Raw genomic sequence first — 16,235 nt, forward strand, 5'->3', positions numbered from 1 at the left:
AGAGATGCGTCGGATTCTACTTGTCGCAGTAATCGTCCTTGTCATAAGCTTCGCCTTACTGTCGGTCGGTTCAATTCAGTTATCGTTAACGGAACTCTGGCAGTCGTTCTTTAGTGGAAAGGATGCCTTCATCGTCCAAAATTACCGGCTGCCGCGAACGGTCCTCGCCTTTTTAGCAGGAGCGAGTTTCGCTCTTGCTGGAGTCATCTTACAAAGCGTCATCCGTAATCCATTGATCTCACCGGACGTGATCGGAGTGACGAACGGAGCGTCTCTGTTCGCTGTTTTGACGATCGCCCTCGTGCCGGATGGTCCGCTCTTGTTGACACCGATCGCCGCCTTCATCGGAGCAGCACTTGTCATGCTGGCGTTGATGATGCTTGAACGGGGAGGAAACGTCTCCCGCAGTTCGTTTGCGTTACTTGGTATCGCCGTTAGTGCGATCTGTGCCTCGGGAACAGAATACCTGTTGATTAAATTTCCACTTCAGACGAACGATTCACTCGTCTGGCTTGCTGGAAGTCTGTTCGGGAAAGGGTGGCAGGAAGTGTTGATCTTAGCGCCTGTGCTCGTCGTGATCGGTGCGATCCTCTTCTATCGCCATCGTCAACTCGATGTCTTATCACTTAGTGAGGAAGTCAGCATCGGTCTCGGGTTACCGATTCAGCGGACGCGGCACGTCTTCTTGGCGCTCGCTGTCGTCCTAGCCGGTGTTGCCGTTGCGACGGTCGGTGCAATCGGCTTCATCGGTCTGATTGCCCCACATATGGCGCGTCGTCTTGTCGGACATAAACACCTCGCTGTCTTACCGATGGCGCTGTTGCTCGGCGGTGGGTTACTCGTCGTCGCTGATGCGCTCGGTCGCGGGATTCATCCGCCGCTTGAAGTACCAGCCGGATTGATCACAGCAATCATCGGTGTACCGTACTTCCTGTATCTCTTACGAAGAGAGCGGGCGGCTTGAACGGATGAAAGAAAACAAAACAATCCCCCTCATTTCGTAATTGGAATGAGGGGGATTGTTGTATAGAAGTTTTTGTTTAATTCATCATGAGGCATGTTTTTCACTTTATGCTGAGCGGACTTCCGAACCTAGATTCAAGAAGATCTCTTCCAACGACGCTTCCTCGACTTCGAGTCGATACACGTTAACGTGTTGCGAGACGAGGTAGCTATTGATCGTAGCAATATCGTGTTCACTTTGGACGATGAACGTCGAATGAGTAGAGGAGACGTTGACGTCTTTCGCAAGTGTCGACAACTTGGTCTGCAGATGTTGTTGTGTATCATTGTCGAGCGACGCATGTTTTACATGAACGGTGATGTTCTTCTCATGTTGTTCCCGTAACTCTTCCATCGTGCCTTGCGTCTGAATCGTTCCGTCCTGCATGATCGCAATCTCCGTACACAGTTTTTCGACCTCGTCTAAGTTATGAGACGTTAAGAAAATCGTCGTTCCGTCTGCTGCGATCTTGCGAATCAAAGTATGAATCCCGAGAATCGAGTTGGCATCAACGCCAGACGTCGGTTCATCTAAAAATAGGATTTCCGGTCGATTAATCAGGGCTTGGGCGATCCCGAGCTTTTTTTTCATCCCAAAGGAGTAGTTCTTCGTTTTCACATCGATGGCGTCTTCGAGTTGTACATCACGGAGGAGTTGTTTTAACTCGTCCGTCGTCGTCTTCAGACCGAGGACTTTACTGAAATACTTCAAATGATCGAGCGCCGTGAAGTTTTCGTAAAAGGTCGAGTAATCCGGTAGGACGCCGATTCGAGTTCGGACGTCCTTCAAGGAATCGTTCGGTGCTCCGAGTAACTCGAACGTTCCGGATGTCGGACGGACAAGACCCGTGATCATGTTGATGAATGTTGATTTACCGGCGCCATTTTGACCAAGGAAGCCGAAGATAGCCCCTTGTTTGATTTCGAGATTCAACTGGTTGACGACGGTCTTATTGCCGTACTGTTTCGTTAGATTGGTTGCGCGAAGGGCTAGCATCATAAATCTCTCCTTTTAAAGATCATCAAGCTCGCGATGACGAAGACGGCGATATGGATCAAGACAAGATACGTGTATGCAGTGTTTTCTTGCGTGTAGTAATAATAGGGCGTCAAGTAAGACAACGTATCAACGATGACATTCTTCGAAATAAGACTCCACATCCCAATGACCGGAAGCGCGATCGAGATGAAGATGCCGACGAACATCGTCATTGCAGAGCTGTTGACGACTGTCGAAAGAAACAGCGACAGACCGATGAAGTAAGAGACGAATATGATGCTTTGAATCAAATCGACGATCGGGAACGATTTTGAAAATGGAACGATCAACAAGAGGGCAACTGTCAGACAGAGGACCCAAAACGAGACGTTGCCTAAAAACTTTCCGAAAATGATGTTTTCACGAGATGTTTTCGTCGCGAGAAAACGAATTGTCTTCGATTCAATCTCTTTATTGACGCTACTATGAGAAATACTCGTCACGAATAAAGGAGATGCTAAGAACAGAAGCAGCATCAAACCGATGATATAGGCATTGTCACCTAGACCGAGATCACTGAGTTGTCCTTTAAACTGGCTTACGAGTTTAGCAGAACCAATCGTCACACCGAACAAGACGACGATGATCAGAATGGCTCGAATACTTTGGAAAAGCGATTTAAATTCTCGAAGTGTAATCGCGAACATTTCGACACACCTTTCTGTTTGAGTTTAGTATTGCCGTGCTATCTTTTTATTCTTCGTGAGGTTAGTAATACCGGCGATCAAGTAAGCGATTGAACCAAAGACACCGGCAAGTAATGTGAAAATCCCACCGAGAATTGCAGTAATGATCAACATCTTTCCTGCTGAACCGTTTTTGCGAATCCGGACGATTGAGACGATTCCGCCTATCGTACATAAGAGAGAGACGGCACCAAGGTACAAGAAGAATTGTTGGAAGGATGTGAGGATTTGGGTAGACGTGACATCCGTAATGTTCTCATCCTGGATGAATTGATCGACCAACTCCCTCATGCCAGCGTGATCCGCAATCGATCCAGACAATAGAAACCCACCTAAACATAATGATCCAAACAAGACGATACCGATGACAGCAAATATGTATTCCGTTGTTCTTTTCAAGTAAAACACTCCTTTTCCTTATTTTTCCGATTTGACAATCCTAAACTACCATGACTCGAATCACTATGACAAGCGAAATAATGAATATATTTTAATTATTTATTGGTTAAATGTTTAATTAATATCAAAAATACTTTAACTTTATTTAATTGGATGCTATTGTGGTGACATGGGAGGGAAATGGTAAATGAAAAAAGATGATGTTCCAGATTGGGTTTTATCTCTAGAATTGGAAGAGATGGAATTCGTTAAAAAATTCATCATAAGCTCGGGTTCTTTGAAAGAACTGGCGAAACATTATGATGTCTCCTATCCCACAGTCCGGATTCGCGTCGATCGGATCATTCAGAAAATCGAAGTGAATGAGAAAATCGAGAATGAACCGTTCATCGCATACATTAAACAAATGGCCATCGAGGACCGGATCACGATTGAAGATGCCAAAAAAATCATCGAAAAATATCGACTTGAGAGGGGTAACAACCAATGAACTTTTTCATTTCTGCTCTAATTATCAGCATCTGTTTAGGAATACAGTATTTCTTATCGAGCCGTCACAATCCTTATCTCGGTATCATCATGCCAATCGTTTTAGTGATTTTTCTGACATGGCGTTACTTTGATGGTAGATACAACAGTTTTTTAGCCTATGTATTGATTTTAGGAGTCGGCATGATTTCACTGTGGGAACAATGGTCGCGTGGTCGAAAGAAGCTTAAAGAGAATCAAGAAAAAGAATTAGAACGGATGCGCGTGCACGATACATTGTGAGTTACACCCATACATATCTTTTTTAGTAAAAAATGAGAGTAGCCTCGGTTTCGATGATAAAACAGAGGCTACTCTCATTTACGTGTTAAGGACTATATTCATATTCTGTTCATTTTAATCGAGTTCAATCTTCACTGTCGTATCCTTTGGAAAAGCCTCATCTGATGCATAAAGAACAAATACCTTTTGATCGTCAGGAACTTGATAGACTAAATCAACGGTTGACTTATGTGGTGAGAGATACTGATAACTGTTTCTGAATGCTTTCTTATTATGATTGACGTAATCAACGGTTTCATATTCTTTTCCGTCGAGCGACGTCAATGTAAAGGTGCCAGGTCGGTAAATAGCATAAGCGCCTTTTACTCTATTGTCGGGATCGTACATGACAACAGGAACCGTAACGAACTGATAACCGCTCTTTTCCTTTAGATCGAGTTCTTTCGGTGTTGGAATGAGTGATTTAGCATAGAACAGTTCAGAAGTTGCTTCCGGATCGCCTGGATACGTTTGGATGACTCCTTTCTTCATCAGTTTTTTTAGTGCTGTTTGATCACTTGATTTCTTGTCAGCAGATGTTTTTGGATCAGTGGTCAAATCCTTTAATTTTTGCCCACTCGTCTGTTGCTGAGAAGCACTCTGTGTTGTAGTCGTCGAGGATTCCATTGAGGCGAACAAGAACAGGCTTGCCACTCCGATACACAAGGAAGCGGCGATGGATCCGAGTGCCCATTTGAAACGCCGTTCTGTTGCTTGCGTATTTTCGACGATACTACCGAGTGCGGCATTTGGTGTAATCCGGACGGCACGCTCGGCAGGAAGTAAGGCGCCTAACACGCCGGTGATCACCGGAATCAAGAGCATGATGCTGAGGAAACCAAGCTCTTGGACCGGAAATTGTCCGTAAACGAAGCCAATCATTCCAAGTGCTGTCAAAAGACCAATCACACCAGCGCAGAGCCCTGTCATCATGCCTTCACTTAGTACGAGTAAACGAACTTGACCGTCTTGCCAGCCTGTTGCTTTAAGGACGGCGAGCTGACTTTTCCGTTCATTGACGTTTTGCCACATTATTTCGGTCGTCGTCAGGATGGCAATCAGTAAAGCGACACCCATCGCGACGTAGTGCATCGTCCCGACTTCGAGTGCGACATATTCGCCGAGCCACGTTGCATACAAAACACCTTTCAGTCGGAACGTGATAAACAAGAAGAATATGAACAAACTCGTCGGTAAGGCAATCGCGACGACGGAGAGTAATGTCCGTTGCCAGTGGGTGACGAGCTGGTTGATGCTCATCCCAAGCACGCTACGCGCGCGGACGAAACGGCGACCTTTTGAGACTTCACCGAAACGCATGCTTTCGTACGGTTTGATCCGACGGATGAGCGTCATCGGCACGAGGGTTCCACCCCAGTAAATAAGTAAACCAGCAAGACCAATCAATAAAATTCGACCGATTGCAATCGGGTTGTCCGTCGTGACCCAGAACGAACCGAGAATCGCCCAGGCAATCAAGACGACGAGTGTCCCGAGCAGCGTGGCTTCGAGGAACAGTAGTTTTGACAGCTGGCGCGGACGCCAACCGAGTGATAGTAAAATCGCGAATTCTTTCTTTCGTGCATACAGCAAAATGATGTTCGAGCTGAAGACATAGACGAGCGCGACAGCGATGACACTTGCGATGATGCCACTCATCCCGACTTTTGCTTCCTGGAAGATCGCAATCGACGAGCCGAGTTTTATCCACGGTTGTTGGACCCAGCCGAGTGCTGATTCGTCTTTTAGACCCGGTAAATAGGTCAAGGCAAGCTGCGGTGACGAGCCGAGGGTCACGTCCGTGATTAGACCTGTCTTCTGTTCGATTTCTGTCGCTACCTGTTGGAGCTTCTTCTCGCTAGCAGCATTCATCGTCTCGACACCTTTGACGTTGACGCGGATGGCAGAGATCGCTTTGTCACCACGAATCTTAAACGCAGCATCAAGCGTCGTCAGCATCGATGGTGGTTTCGTCAGGAAATCGTACGGATCATTCGTCGGTTTAACGTCTCGAACCGGATTGACGGGACGTTCATTCTTATCCATGACCCACTGGGCTTTTGACGGGAAATACGTCTCCATCGGCAGTTCCGTTAGCGGATCTTTCGAGATGTTCAATTTTTTCGGATCGAAGACCCCGATGTAGTTCAAGTTGACCTTTGGCCAGTCCGTGCTTTCTTTTCCGAACATCCGCGCTTCCCGGTACATGCTGCGTTTAGCGAGTAAGGAATCTTGCTCGACTTGTTTCGGTTGGACTTGATAGGTGAACGGCCAACGTGATGCGTACGGACTTTTGATTGAGCGGTAGTCGATCGGAGACGGTTTTAAGGCAATCCACGTAAAGGAATTACTGTTCGTCTCTTCAGCAGTCGGTAACGTATGTTTTAAAATATCATTGACGAGCTTTTTCTGGACATCTTGTGTCGTGATCGTATAACGTTTCGCACCACTTGTCGGTAAAGAGTCTAAGTATTTATTTCCGCCTTTTTGTTCGACTTGTTGTACCAGATCGTTAATGGATGTCTCTTTCGACGGCAGCTCCACTTTTTCGTACGTGTAGATGCGCGACGCGTCCACGTATTCACGATTGTTCAACAGGATCGGAATTTGGACACCGTCTTCACCAAACGAGGTGACTTGATCATCTTTTGAAAAATAGTTACTATAGGTTCCTTTGGTCGTCGCTTTATCTAAGCCAACGAGTGCGGCTTCCGCCTCAGGATCAACCCCTGCAATCATGACTTGACTCCCATACTCAAAAAGAGGCTGCTTTCCAAGTGGAAGGGGGGACACGCCTGATTTTACTGCATTTTCTGTAGGTTCCCATCCCGCTGCTAAGAAGGTGACGCCACTCGAGGATTCGTTCTGTAACCCGGTGTCTTGCGTGTCTTTGATCGTCAGTTTATAAATCCCTTCTTGATCAATCGTATGCGTACCGATACTCGAAAGTGTTTGGTTATACCCAATCATCGCGATGGGGGCAGCAACCTCGACGTCAGTCATTTTTTTGATTGTCTCGTATTGTTTACGCGTGATGCCACCATCGAGACCACTCATGTAGTTTGGCTCGAGTAACTTTAAGTCTTCCGTCACGCTCCGGCTACCTTCTGGTCGGACGACGATGTCGTAAGAGGAGCCCCAGCGTTTTTGCAGTTCATCGACGACGGTTCCGTTATTGGCTTGCGTCGTTCCGATCAAATAGCTCAGTCCAGTACTGACGATCAGAACGCCGACAAGTAGCAGGATGAATCGCTCTTTATTACGCCACCAGGAATTCCAGATGAACTTAAGCATCGGCAAACCCCTCCCGTGGTAAGATGTACTGTCTTATGATGGACCTTGCATCAATCATCAACTGAAGTGAAGTGTGGCTGAAAATATGTACCGATTCAGTCATGGATGAACCCTCCTTTGAATGAATGTTTTTCATTCCATATGTAAGTAAAAAAAATCCAATCATTACCTAATTATAATAGAAGGTTGAGAAATCGGTCTATAAAAACAGAAAAATGAGTCAATCATTCAACTTAAGAATGATAGTAAAAGAGACAAACATATTATCCAGTGGGTAATTCAAAAAGATTATGAAACTTAAAGGAATGTAAAAGCGTTAATGAATTGATACGCGTCATACATTAAAACGAGAGAAAGGAGCGGATGGTCATGAGCGAATCCATTATTTATTTTGTAATCCTTGCTCCTCTGCTGGTGTTTGCTATCGTTCTATCGAAAGGAAAAGGCGCATCATTGCTTGCAGGATATAATACGTTGTCTGAAAGTAAGAAACAAGATTATGACGAAGTCGCCCTATGTCAATTCATGGGTAAGATCATGTACGGCATTTGTTTTAGCATCCTGTTGATCGCTGGGAGCGAGCTGTTTGGATATCACTCTTTGTTTACTTTGGGTATCATGCTACTATTCTTTCTTATTGTATTTGCAGTCGTCTATTCCAATTCGAATGACCGATTCAAGAAAGAGAAATAGTTTTGTCCACGTCAGCAAGAACTTAATCATTTAAAATATAATGAGAAATCCTTTAAGGCGATTAACATCGAAATGACTTTCGTCGTTCATATGAAGATATCAATTCTCATCAATCGTGTATGAAAAAATATGTATGGGTGGATCCGTTGTCTCGATCGTCTCGACCAATGTCCAACCTAATTTTATGTAATATGCTGAAGCGTTTTCTGTTTTTAAATAAATTGTAGTGATCTGTCGTGATTTGGCGTAGACGATTAATTGATTGATGAGTTGCTGCGCGATTCCTTGATTCCGATAGACTTTTTCAACGAATAAAGAAGCGAGCCAAGGCGTATAGGCTAGTCGTTCGTTCAAGTCATTTTCAAAGAGGGAGACGGTTCCGATACACGTGACATCATCTAAGGCAACGAACGTCATAGGATATGGTTCACTTGTTTTTTTGTCTAAAAATGCTTTTACTTTTTCATAAGGTGCCGTCCCTTTTTTCTTTTGAACGAATTCGGTATGAATCATTGTGGCAACCACTTCTAATTGTTCAGGATGATTCGATAATGTATCAATGATCATCTTCTTATCCTCCTTTCTACACTTATTGTATCGATCATTAAATCGATTCGTCCTGCAACATACGATTGTAGTTATTTAAAACAGTACATCTGTCCTCATCAGAATAAAGGAGCTTTGGAATGAACTTCGAACAATACTTACAACAACATTTTGGGAATGTGAACTTATTTGATCGTTCCTTCGTCAAGAAGGATTTAGTAATTCACGTAGACTTAGTGAAAAATCTTTATCAGTTAAAGAAAAATTCAGATGAAATCAATGAGGAATACTTCAAACAGGCATACGAAAAATCGAACGAACTGTTTAAGGAGCTATTCCGAGAAGTGGACCCCCTTTTTTTCGTCGTGCATGTGAGAAGTGAGCGCGGTAAGTATCAAAAGTCAGCGACGAAAGTGTTCCGTCACTTAAGACGTAAAGAAGATAAATACAACATAAAGTTCGTAGAGAAAATGATGGATGAAGAAGAGCGGGTATCCGAATATGCCGTGTTATTACCGAACAAAAACGCGTTGGATTATAAGCGTGTAATCAAAGCGATTTGCCATCAGGATTTCCCGACGCTGCAGCCAAGATTTCGTCAAACGTATACATACTATCCGGAAGTCTTTTTCGTGAACGTAGATCGAAATATCGTCATGAATATCTATGATGATCGCGGTTGTTTCCTTCTGTTCGGTGATTCAGCAACTTATGACGTGTTTAAGAAGAAATATCGTAATGATATTAATTGATCATCAACCGTCTTTTCATCGGTTCGCAAAACGCTCAAGCTAGTGCTAAGAAGCCGATCACTGAAAAAATAAAAAAAACCAATAGAGAAGTGAGCAATGTTAATGCAAGGATTTTCCCCGTGTTTTTTAGACTTATGATGGCGCACACTATCGCAAGCAATAGTCCAGCTAACATATAGTTCGTACCCCAAAAACCATTGAACGGTAAGAGCTTAACAGTAAGGAAAGTGAAAACCACGATGCCGATTGAGATCCATCCCAAATGCCTTCGCATAAACTACCTCCTCGTAAAATGAATACACATAGTCATAATTTGGTTTTTTTAAGCGTATCATTACAAATGTTTACAGTGAAAGAGTTTTTTAAATAAGTCGTCTAAAGATATCCTGAATGAACGCGTGTCATACACCAGCTCGTCACGAAACATACCAACAAGCAGGAAACCATTGAGCAGTCATCGAGCAACAAACAATCCCTCACTCTAATCAGAATGAGGGATTGTTTCGTTTCATCATTAGATCGTCAACTCGATCACATTACCTTCCGGGTCCGTGATCGTACTTTCATAATACCCGTCACCCGTCGTCCGGGGACCGTCAAGATGTTGTACACCTGCGTCCTGTAACCGAGCCGTCCAGTCGTCGACCGCTTGTTTGCTGCCGAGCGAAAAGGCGAAGTGGGCATACCCGAGCGCATTCATCGTCCGTTCCGTGATATCCGTCCGTTGCATCAACTCAAGGCGCGCACCACTCGAGAACGTCAGGAAATACGATGTGAACCCTTTCGTCGGATTATGATACCGATCGCCTGCCGTAGCATCAAAATGTGTTTCGTAGAATTGACGCATCCCGTCAAGGTCTGCCACCCAGAGGGCGATATGTTCAATCTTCATCTCCATTCCTCCTTTTTTCAAGACGCTTTTGCCAATCGCTGTCTGAACAACATCCGGTTCAACCCTTCCGTAGCGACCAGCATCAAGAAGATGAGACTGATCGTAAACCAATGGAACAACGATAAGGAATAGGACGTCGCCAGCCAGCCGAACAATGGCGGCATGAAGGTACTACCGGTATAGGCGAATGCCATTTGTACCCCCATCAGCCGTTGCGCCGCAGCCTCCCCGAAGCGAACCGGCGTCTCATGGAGCATTGCCGGATAAATCGGTGCGAGACCAAGCCCGACAAGTACGAAACCAAGCGGCATCCAGGCAGCGGGTGCGAGGATGAAACAGGTAGCTCCGACGAATGCCGTCCATTGACCGACACGAATCAAACGACGATTCGACCAGCGCAGCGACAGAAAACCACTTATGAAACGCCCCGCGGTGATGCTTCCGTAGTAGACGGAAATCCACGTCGCTGCTGACGTCACGGAAAAGGAACGGACTTGGACAAGATAACTACTGCCCCACAGCCCGACGACCGCCTCGGCTCCACAATAAAAACAGAACGCTGCGAGTGCGGCAATCAATCCGCGTGGTTTTCCGGACGACGTATTTACGGTCTGAACCTGTTCAGACACGTGTTTCGGAGCCTGTTTCCAGAGCGGTAAGCTGACGATCAAGATGATCATCAAAACGAGTTGCAATGCACCGACGACGAGGTAACCAAAACGCCAGCCGGAATCGAGCAATACGCCAGCCATGATGAGCGGACCAGCCGTCGCACCGATGCCCCAGAAGCAATGGAGCCAGTTCATGTGATGCGCTTGATAATGGGTGGCGACGAAATGATTAAGCGCCGCGTCAACGACTCCAGCACCCAGTCCGAGCGGGATCGCAAGAACGAAGAGCCAAATCAAGGACGGAGCAACGTAAAAACCGATCAATGCCAGTGCCGTCAAACCAGCAGAAGCTGCCGTGATCGGACCCGTTGAATAACGTTCGATCAAGCGACCGCTAAACAGACTCGAAACGATCGTTCCGGCAGCGATCGTCATGAAGAGCCAGCCTGCCATGTCGAGCGGTGCGTCGAGATCGAGCCGCATCACAGGCCACGCTGTACCGAGTAATGCATCCGGCAGACCAAGACTGATGAAAGCGAGATAAATTAAAGGTAATAGTAGACGGGTCATCGGGCGAGACCTCCTAACGGAATTTGTTCAATGAATGACTGGATGCTCAGTTGCATCAGACCATCTAAGTAATCAGTTTCCCAGTCGCCTTTCCTCAATTGAGGTAATTTGTCGAGCGGAAAGCGCTTGGCGCATCGTTCCGTCAACCGTGCTAATCCGTCATCCGAGACATCGGACTCCGTAAACAAGATGACATCTGGATTCAAAGTGACGCTAAACGAGAGAATGATTCGACATAATGCCTCATACCAATCGTCAGAGTGTGGTGCAGTCGTTGCGAGTACTTGACCGACATTTCGCTTGTCGTCAAACGGGATGAACGAGATCTCTCCAGCGAAGTGATGTGCTCCGCGGACGACATGACCGGAAACAGCGACGCCGGCGCCCGGTCCGTTCGTTCCGAGATACATATAGACGGTCGTCTCGTTATCAGAAGCTTGGGCACGAACCGCTGCATTCATATCATTTTCGACGATGACGGGTCGCTCGAACCGTTCCGTCAGTTCTTTTTGCAAGGGGCGACCGTCAAGCGTCGGATAATCTGGGGCGAATAGGATCGTGCCGGTTGTATCAACGGCACCAGCGACACCAATCGCAAGCGTTTGAATAGATGGATGATCGTCGAGTAATGTTGTCAGTGTTTTCGATAAAACAGATCCATGATCCGACGAATCGAAGTTCAGGCGATCCGTTGCGATCAGATGTCCACCGACGTCGTGGATGCGATACTGCAGATACGTGCGTTCGAGATATAGAGCGAGTCCGTGGAAGCGATCCGCGCGATAGCGATACCGTTTTGCCGGACGCCCTCCGCGAACCAATTCAAGTGGTGTCTCTTCAATTTCAAGAGCAGCGATCATCTGATCGATCTGTTTGCTCGCAGTCGGAAAACTGACATCCAAGACTTGACGAATCGCAGGGATCGTATCCAGATGGTCGACTAAAAAAGCGTGACGTGTAAGTGAAATGAGTTCAGTCAAACAAAGACCTCCAATCTACATCACTTATTAAAAAAGTTTAATAAGTTTTGATTTGAGTATAGCAGGTCGGAAGAAAAAGACAAGTTTAAAAAAGAGGTGTAGGATAAGAATATTTAGAGAAATAACGTTTCATCCTATCGTTGTCTGGATATATAAAAAGAAGATAAAAAATTTTAGTCATATATCTTTAATTCATACTATTCCGATTTGTAATATCTTGGATAGCCTGTAACAGGAGGTAGATGGCGAGAGGAGCTTGTAATCATGACCACCCAACTTTCAACCGACCTAGGATCCCAAGATATTTTAGCCTCCCTGCGAGATAATGTCGCGATGATTCGATTCGATCGGCAACGTCGTGTCGTCGATGTCAATGGTTTGTTCGCAAAGACGATGAAGTATAAACGAGAAGAGATGATCGGGATGCAGCATCATCTCTTCTGCACGACGGAGTTTGCAATGAGTGACAGTTACCAAGCATTTTGGCAGAAGCTGTTTAGTGGCTTCAGTACGGCAGATAAAATTGAACGCATCGATGCGCATGGTCAGTCGATTTGGCTAGAAGCAACCTATATGCCGATTTACGATGGAACGGAAGTGACCGGTGTCTTGAAGATTGCCTCCGATATTACGGATCGTCAGCAGACGATTCAAAAGTTCGCGACTTCGTTTGACACGATTGCTAGTGATTTGAATACGCGATCGACGCATGGCGAGCAGGAAAGCGAAGCGTTACGACGAACAATCGAACAGATGGCCGAGACGACCCGTGATAACCATCAGACGATTGAACGGCTGCAACGCCAGGCACAGGACATCACTCAAGTGACCGAGACGATCAAAACAATTGCGTCACAGACGAATCTCTTGTCACTGAATGCATCGATCGAGGCAGCGCGAGCCGGAGAACACGGCAAAGGATTCAATGTCGTCGCGACGGAAGTCCGAAATCTCTCAAAGCTCGTCGAACAAGCCGTCGTCGATGTCCGGCAAACGACGCAGCGAATGAATGATGAACTGCAGCGGATTGCCCGTGCGATGACGCAAGCAACGTCGGATGCACAAGCAAGCGTCACGGTCGTCGCAGAAACGGTCGATCGCTTCCATGACGTTCAAAGTGCGGCATCGACGTTAACGGAGACAGCGCAAGACTTTACAAAAGCAATTTAAGTGAGAGACGGCATTCCGGTAAACGGAGTGCCTTTTTGTATAAAAGCACCCCTATACTTTGGAATAATATGTTAATATACTACAAAACGGAAAGGGAGCGAACTTCTGATGAATATCCGCACTGCTCGTCCTGACGATTTTCAGGCATTGATTCCATTGTTCCAGCAAATCCACGATCAACACGTCGCCTTACGACCCGACCATTACCGTCCGCACGAGATGCCGGTCCCGGAAGACTTATTTCTGTCGCAACTCGAGAATCCGGATTTTGCATTACTCGTTGCGGAACAAGACGGGCTTGCCGGTGTGATCGTCCTAAAGGAAGACATCGTCGAAGGGAGCGGTTTCGTCTTCGATAAGCATTACTTACGCATCATCAGTCTCGTCGTTGCGGATACGCATCAAAAACAAGGCGTCGGGAAACGATTGATGCAAGCCGCTTACGCACATGCGGAAACGATCGGCTGTGACAAAATCGAACTCGGCGTCGATGACGCCAATCAAGAAGCGATCGCCTTTTACGAGGCACTCGGAATGGCTGTCCGCTCGAGACGAATGGAATGGAACGTGACGTCAAGCAGGGAAACGTCGACGTGATGTCAAACAACAGGTACTAGAAAGGAGAGAGGTCATGTTCAGATTACAAGTATCCGATCACGTATCGCTTCAATTGTTTGAACGGCACCATGCGGAAGGATTATTCGCCCTCGTCGATGCCAATCGCGCACATCTCCGCGAATGGCTCGGTTGGGTCGATGGTGCAACAGAGACAAGTACATATCAGGAGATCGTCATTCCAGCATGGCTGCAACAATTCGCCGATGGCAACGGCTTTACATGTGGCATTTATCTTGAGGACGAGCTCGTTGGAACGATTAGTTTACATGAGATTAATCGGCATCTCGGGCAAACGTCGATTGGCTATTACTTAGGGGAAAAGGACCTTCGAAAAGGCGTCATGACGGACGTCGTCCGGTTCATCACGAACTATTGTTTCGAGACGCTCGGCTTAAATCGTGTCGTCATCGAGTGTGCGACCGGAAACGTCCGAAGCAGACGAATCCCGGAACGACTCGGTTTCACGGAAGAAGGCGTCTTACGGGACGCTGAGAAATTGTACGGGACTTACCACGACATCCAGGTCTATGCGATGTTAAAGCAGGACTGGTTAAAAACAAAGGAGGTGGCAGCATGCGTATCGAGCCAATGAATCAGGCGACCTATGAGTCGTATCTACCGGTAGCAATCGAGGAATATGCGGCAGATAAGTGTCGCGCTGGTACGTGGTCAGAGAACGAGTCGCTTGAGAAGGCGACTGAAGAGTTCGCGGCGCTGTTGCCAGAAGGTTTGAAAACGAAGGATCATTATTTGTTTACGTTTCGTGATGAGACAGATAGCGACATCGGGATGGTTTGGGTCCATGTGACGGAAGAATCACGCGGACGTTCCGCCTTCATCTTCGACGTCAAGATTACGTCCGACAAGCAGAACAAAGGCTACGGCAAGAAAGCGCTCCGATCACTAGAAGTGATATTAAAACGGATGAACGTCAAGAAAATCTCCTTACATGTCTTCGCGCATAACGAACGGGCGATTCATGTGTATGACTCGCTTGGGTATGAAAAAACGGATTATTATATGTCGAAACGTCTCGATGACAGCCATTAAAAAAGATTCCTCTTGTGCAAGCAGGAGGAATCCTTTTTGTTTAACGCCACGTCTGTAATGTATTCGCGAACTGAATGTTTGTCTCCAGTTCACCCGTGATCTCGCTTGCTGTGAAGTCATTGCCAGCGAGCCAGTCGGCAAAGTCGAACGTGACCGGTTCCTGATCACCACCGAGCGCGAACCAGACCTTCAACTCTTCCGGGAAGTAGGCAGACGTATGGATCGTTCCCGCCCACTGCGCATATAAATCAGCGAAGACACCTTTATCGGTATCGTTGAGTAGTCGGAAAGCGGACTCCGCATCTTGAATCATATGTTGATGCGTCTTTAGCTCCATCATCCGACGTTTCGAGTCATCGAGGTGATAGCGGTTTTCATGCTGTAGCAAATCAAAGTGGTTCGTGCACATGTTTGTCTCGCGCACTTGCACATCCCGCGCCGTCGCCTCGATGACGAACGAACGCGCCGATTTATCGTGGACGACATACGTGAACGATCCGCGATGCGGAATCTCCTTGACGAGTGAGATCGCGTCGTCGACCGACGTGCACATCTCGAGGATGATCCGCCCGATCATGAAACTGACGAACCCATCGCCCGGACGCCGACGATTGATGAAGTTATAGCCCATCGCAAGACCATGTTCATTCATCCCGTCCATCCGACCGGTCACCCGTGATGCCGGACCGATGATCGCTGATCCGCCATCGTTCGGTTGAAAGACGGAAAATCGACCATCATATGTCATCGGATGGTAATCATAGTTGCGGACGAGGAAATTATCACCTGTCATGATCGAACAACCGCTTTTCGGTCCTTCGACCCGATAATGCCCGAAATGGAGTAACGTATCCGGAAGCGACAGTTCAAGTTCGTCCTGGAGTCCGAGTAACTCGTCCCAAATATGCGGGGCGTACCGGAGAAACATCTCCTTCGTCTCGACCGGATCGACTTGAAAGCGCGGAACACGGATCTTCCAGTTGTCTTCCCGGTTATGGAGCAACTGGTTTCGTTTTACGTAACGCCCTTGTTCGCGACCGAACTCATAATGACTGCCGCGGAATTGTGTGATCTCATTGGCTACACGTTGCATACGATTCATCCTTTCTTCAACTGCTGTATG

Annotated in this window: 18 protein-coding genes; 9 read left to right on the forward strand and 9 right to left on the reverse strand. The window is 46.7% G+C overall.

The genetic code is table 11. The features are described from left to right. Window positions 1-4 precede the first annotated feature (4 nt). Window positions 5-964 (forward strand): FecCD family ABC transporter permease, encoded by a 960-nt coding sequence (locus tag KNQ11_RS04455; protein WP_214771885.1) that lies wholly within the window; start codon window positions 5-7, stop codon window positions 962-964. Between the two features lie 105 nt (window positions 965-1,069). On the opposite strand, the gene KNQ11_RS04460 is transcribed toward KNQ11_RS04455, so the two are convergent. The 3 genes from KNQ11_RS04460 to KNQ11_RS04470 are packed head-to-tail and all read right to left on the reverse strand — an operon-like array spanning window position 1,070 to window position 3,126. After that, the gene (locus KNQ11_RS04460; protein WP_149427319.1) at window positions 1,070-1,999 is read right to left on the reverse strand and encodes an ABC transporter ATP-binding protein; all 930 of its coding nucleotides are present in this window, start codon (window positions 1,997-1,999) and stop codon (window positions 1,070-1,072) included. Further along, on the reverse strand, window positions 1,999-2,688 hold the full coding sequence (locus KNQ11_RS04465) for an ABC transporter permease (RefSeq protein ID WP_149427320.1): 690 nt from the start codon (window positions 2,686-2,688) through the stop codon (window positions 1,999-2,001). The genes KNQ11_RS04460 and KNQ11_RS04465 overlap by 1 nt, the downstream gene beginning before the upstream one ends. A 24-nt stretch (window positions 2,689-2,712) precedes the next feature. Then, window positions 2,713-3,126 carry a DUF4064 domain-containing protein gene (locus KNQ11_RS04470; protein WP_167507563.1) on the reverse strand — a complete coding sequence of 138 codons (414 nt, stop codon included), beginning with the start codon at window positions 3,124-3,126 and terminating at the stop codon, window positions 2,713-2,715. A gap of 187 nt (window positions 3,127-3,313) precedes the next feature. Here KNQ11_RS04470 and KNQ11_RS04475 point away from each other — a divergent pair, with 187 nt between their 5' ends. Both KNQ11_RS04475 and KNQ11_RS04480 read left to right on the forward strand, forming a co-directional pair. Then, window positions 3,314-3,616: a DUF2089 family protein gene (locus tag KNQ11_RS04475; protein ID WP_064300933.1), complete on the forward strand. Its 303-nt coding sequence runs from the start codon at window positions 3,314-3,316 to the stop codon at window positions 3,614-3,616. Then, window positions 3,613-3,897 carry a hypothetical protein gene (locus KNQ11_RS04480; RefSeq protein ID WP_050677872.1) on the forward strand — a complete coding sequence of 95 codons (285 nt, stop codon included), beginning with the start codon at window positions 3,613-3,615 and terminating at the stop codon, window positions 3,895-3,897. Before KNQ11_RS04475 ends, KNQ11_RS04480 begins: the two co-directional genes overlap by 4 nt. Window positions 3,898-4,011: 114 nt before the next feature. Here KNQ11_RS04480 and KNQ11_RS04485 read toward each other — a convergent pair whose 3' ends face one another. Next, complete coding sequence (locus tag KNQ11_RS04485) at window positions 4,012-7,230, reverse strand: ABC transporter permease (protein WP_214769975.1); 3,219 nt, start codon at window positions 7,228-7,230, stop codon at window positions 4,012-4,014. 369 nt (window positions 7,231-7,599) lie between these two features. On the opposite strand from KNQ11_RS04485, the gene KNQ11_RS04490 reads away from it, so the two are divergent. Further along, window positions 7,600-7,923, forward strand: coding sequence for a DUF3784 domain-containing protein (locus KNQ11_RS04490; RefSeq protein WP_214769977.1), 324 nt, complete (start codon window positions 7,600-7,602; stop codon window positions 7,921-7,923). 99 nt (window positions 7,924-8,022) lie between these two features. Here the strand turns inward: KNQ11_RS04490 and KNQ11_RS04495 are convergent, their stop codons facing one another. After that, complete coding sequence (locus KNQ11_RS04495) at window positions 8,023-8,490, reverse strand: GNAT family N-acetyltransferase (protein WP_214769978.1); 468 nt, start codon at window positions 8,488-8,490, stop codon at window positions 8,023-8,025. 119 nt (window positions 8,491-8,609) lie between these two features. Between KNQ11_RS04495 and KNQ11_RS04500 the strand changes: the two genes are divergently transcribed. Further along, window positions 8,610-9,221, forward strand: coding sequence for a DUF3885 domain-containing protein (locus KNQ11_RS04500; protein WP_214769981.1), 612 nt, complete (start codon window positions 8,610-8,612; stop codon window positions 9,219-9,221). 514 nt (window positions 9,222-9,735) lie between these two features. Here the strand turns inward: KNQ11_RS04500 and KNQ11_RS04505 are convergent. The 3 genes from KNQ11_RS04505 to KNQ11_RS04515 are packed head-to-tail and all read right to left on the reverse strand — an operon-like array spanning window position 9,736 to window position 12,274. Then, window positions 9,736-10,113 (reverse strand): VOC family protein, encoded by a 378-nt coding sequence (locus tag KNQ11_RS04505; RefSeq protein WP_214769983.1) that lies wholly within the window; start codon window positions 10,111-10,113, stop codon window positions 9,736-9,738. Between the two features lie 17 nt (window positions 10,114-10,130). Continuing rightward, a complete protein-coding gene (locus KNQ11_RS04510) occupies window positions 10,131-11,294 on the reverse strand; it encodes an MFS transporter (protein WP_214769987.1) in 1,164 nt (387 codons plus the stop codon). Beyond that, complete coding sequence (locus KNQ11_RS04515) at window positions 11,291-12,274, reverse strand: ROK family protein (protein ID WP_149427328.1); 984 nt, start codon at window positions 12,272-12,274, stop codon at window positions 11,291-11,293. The genes KNQ11_RS04510 and KNQ11_RS04515 overlap by 4 nt, the downstream gene beginning before the upstream one ends. A gap of 264 nt (window positions 12,275-12,538) precedes the next feature. Between KNQ11_RS04515 and KNQ11_RS16890 the strand changes: the two genes are divergently transcribed. The 4 genes from KNQ11_RS16890 (at window position 12,539) to KNQ11_RS04535 (ending at window position 15,112) form a co-directional block, all read left to right on the forward strand. Beyond that, window positions 12,539-13,444, forward strand: a complete 906-nt coding sequence (locus tag KNQ11_RS16890; RefSeq protein ID WP_214769990.1) for a methyl-accepting chemotaxis protein — start codon at window positions 12,539-12,541, stop codon at window positions 13,442-13,444. A 108-nt stretch (window positions 13,445-13,552) separates the two neighbouring features. Continuing rightward, window positions 13,553-14,041, forward strand: a complete 489-nt coding sequence (locus tag KNQ11_RS04525) for a GNAT family N-acetyltransferase (RefSeq protein ID WP_149427329.1) — start codon at window positions 13,553-13,555, stop codon at window positions 14,039-14,041. A gap of 34 nt (window positions 14,042-14,075) precedes the next feature. After that, on the forward strand, window positions 14,076-14,654 hold the full coding sequence (locus tag KNQ11_RS04530) for a GNAT family N-acetyltransferase (RefSeq protein ID WP_214769993.1): 579 nt from the start codon (window positions 14,076-14,078) through the stop codon (window positions 14,652-14,654). After that, the gene (locus KNQ11_RS04535) at window positions 14,636-15,112 is read left to right on the forward strand and encodes a GNAT family N-acetyltransferase (protein ID WP_214723138.1); all 477 of its coding nucleotides are present in this window, start codon (window positions 14,636-14,638) and stop codon (window positions 15,110-15,112) included. The genes KNQ11_RS04530 and KNQ11_RS04535 overlap by 19 nt, the downstream gene beginning before the upstream one ends. 40 nt (window positions 15,113-15,152) lie before the next feature. Here KNQ11_RS04535 and KNQ11_RS04540 read toward each other — a convergent pair whose 3' ends face one another. Further along, window positions 15,153-16,205 (reverse strand): C45 family autoproteolytic acyltransferase/hydrolase, encoded by a 1,053-nt coding sequence (locus KNQ11_RS04540; RefSeq protein WP_214723140.1) that lies wholly within the window; start codon window positions 16,203-16,205, stop codon window positions 15,153-15,155. Window positions 16,206-16,235: the final 30 nt, after the last annotated feature.

The organism is Exiguobacterium sp. s39 (genome assembly GCF_018618925.1).
Classification (GTDB): Bacteria; Bacillota; Bacilli; order Exiguobacteriales; family Exiguobacteriaceae; genus Exiguobacterium_A; species Exiguobacterium_A abrahamii.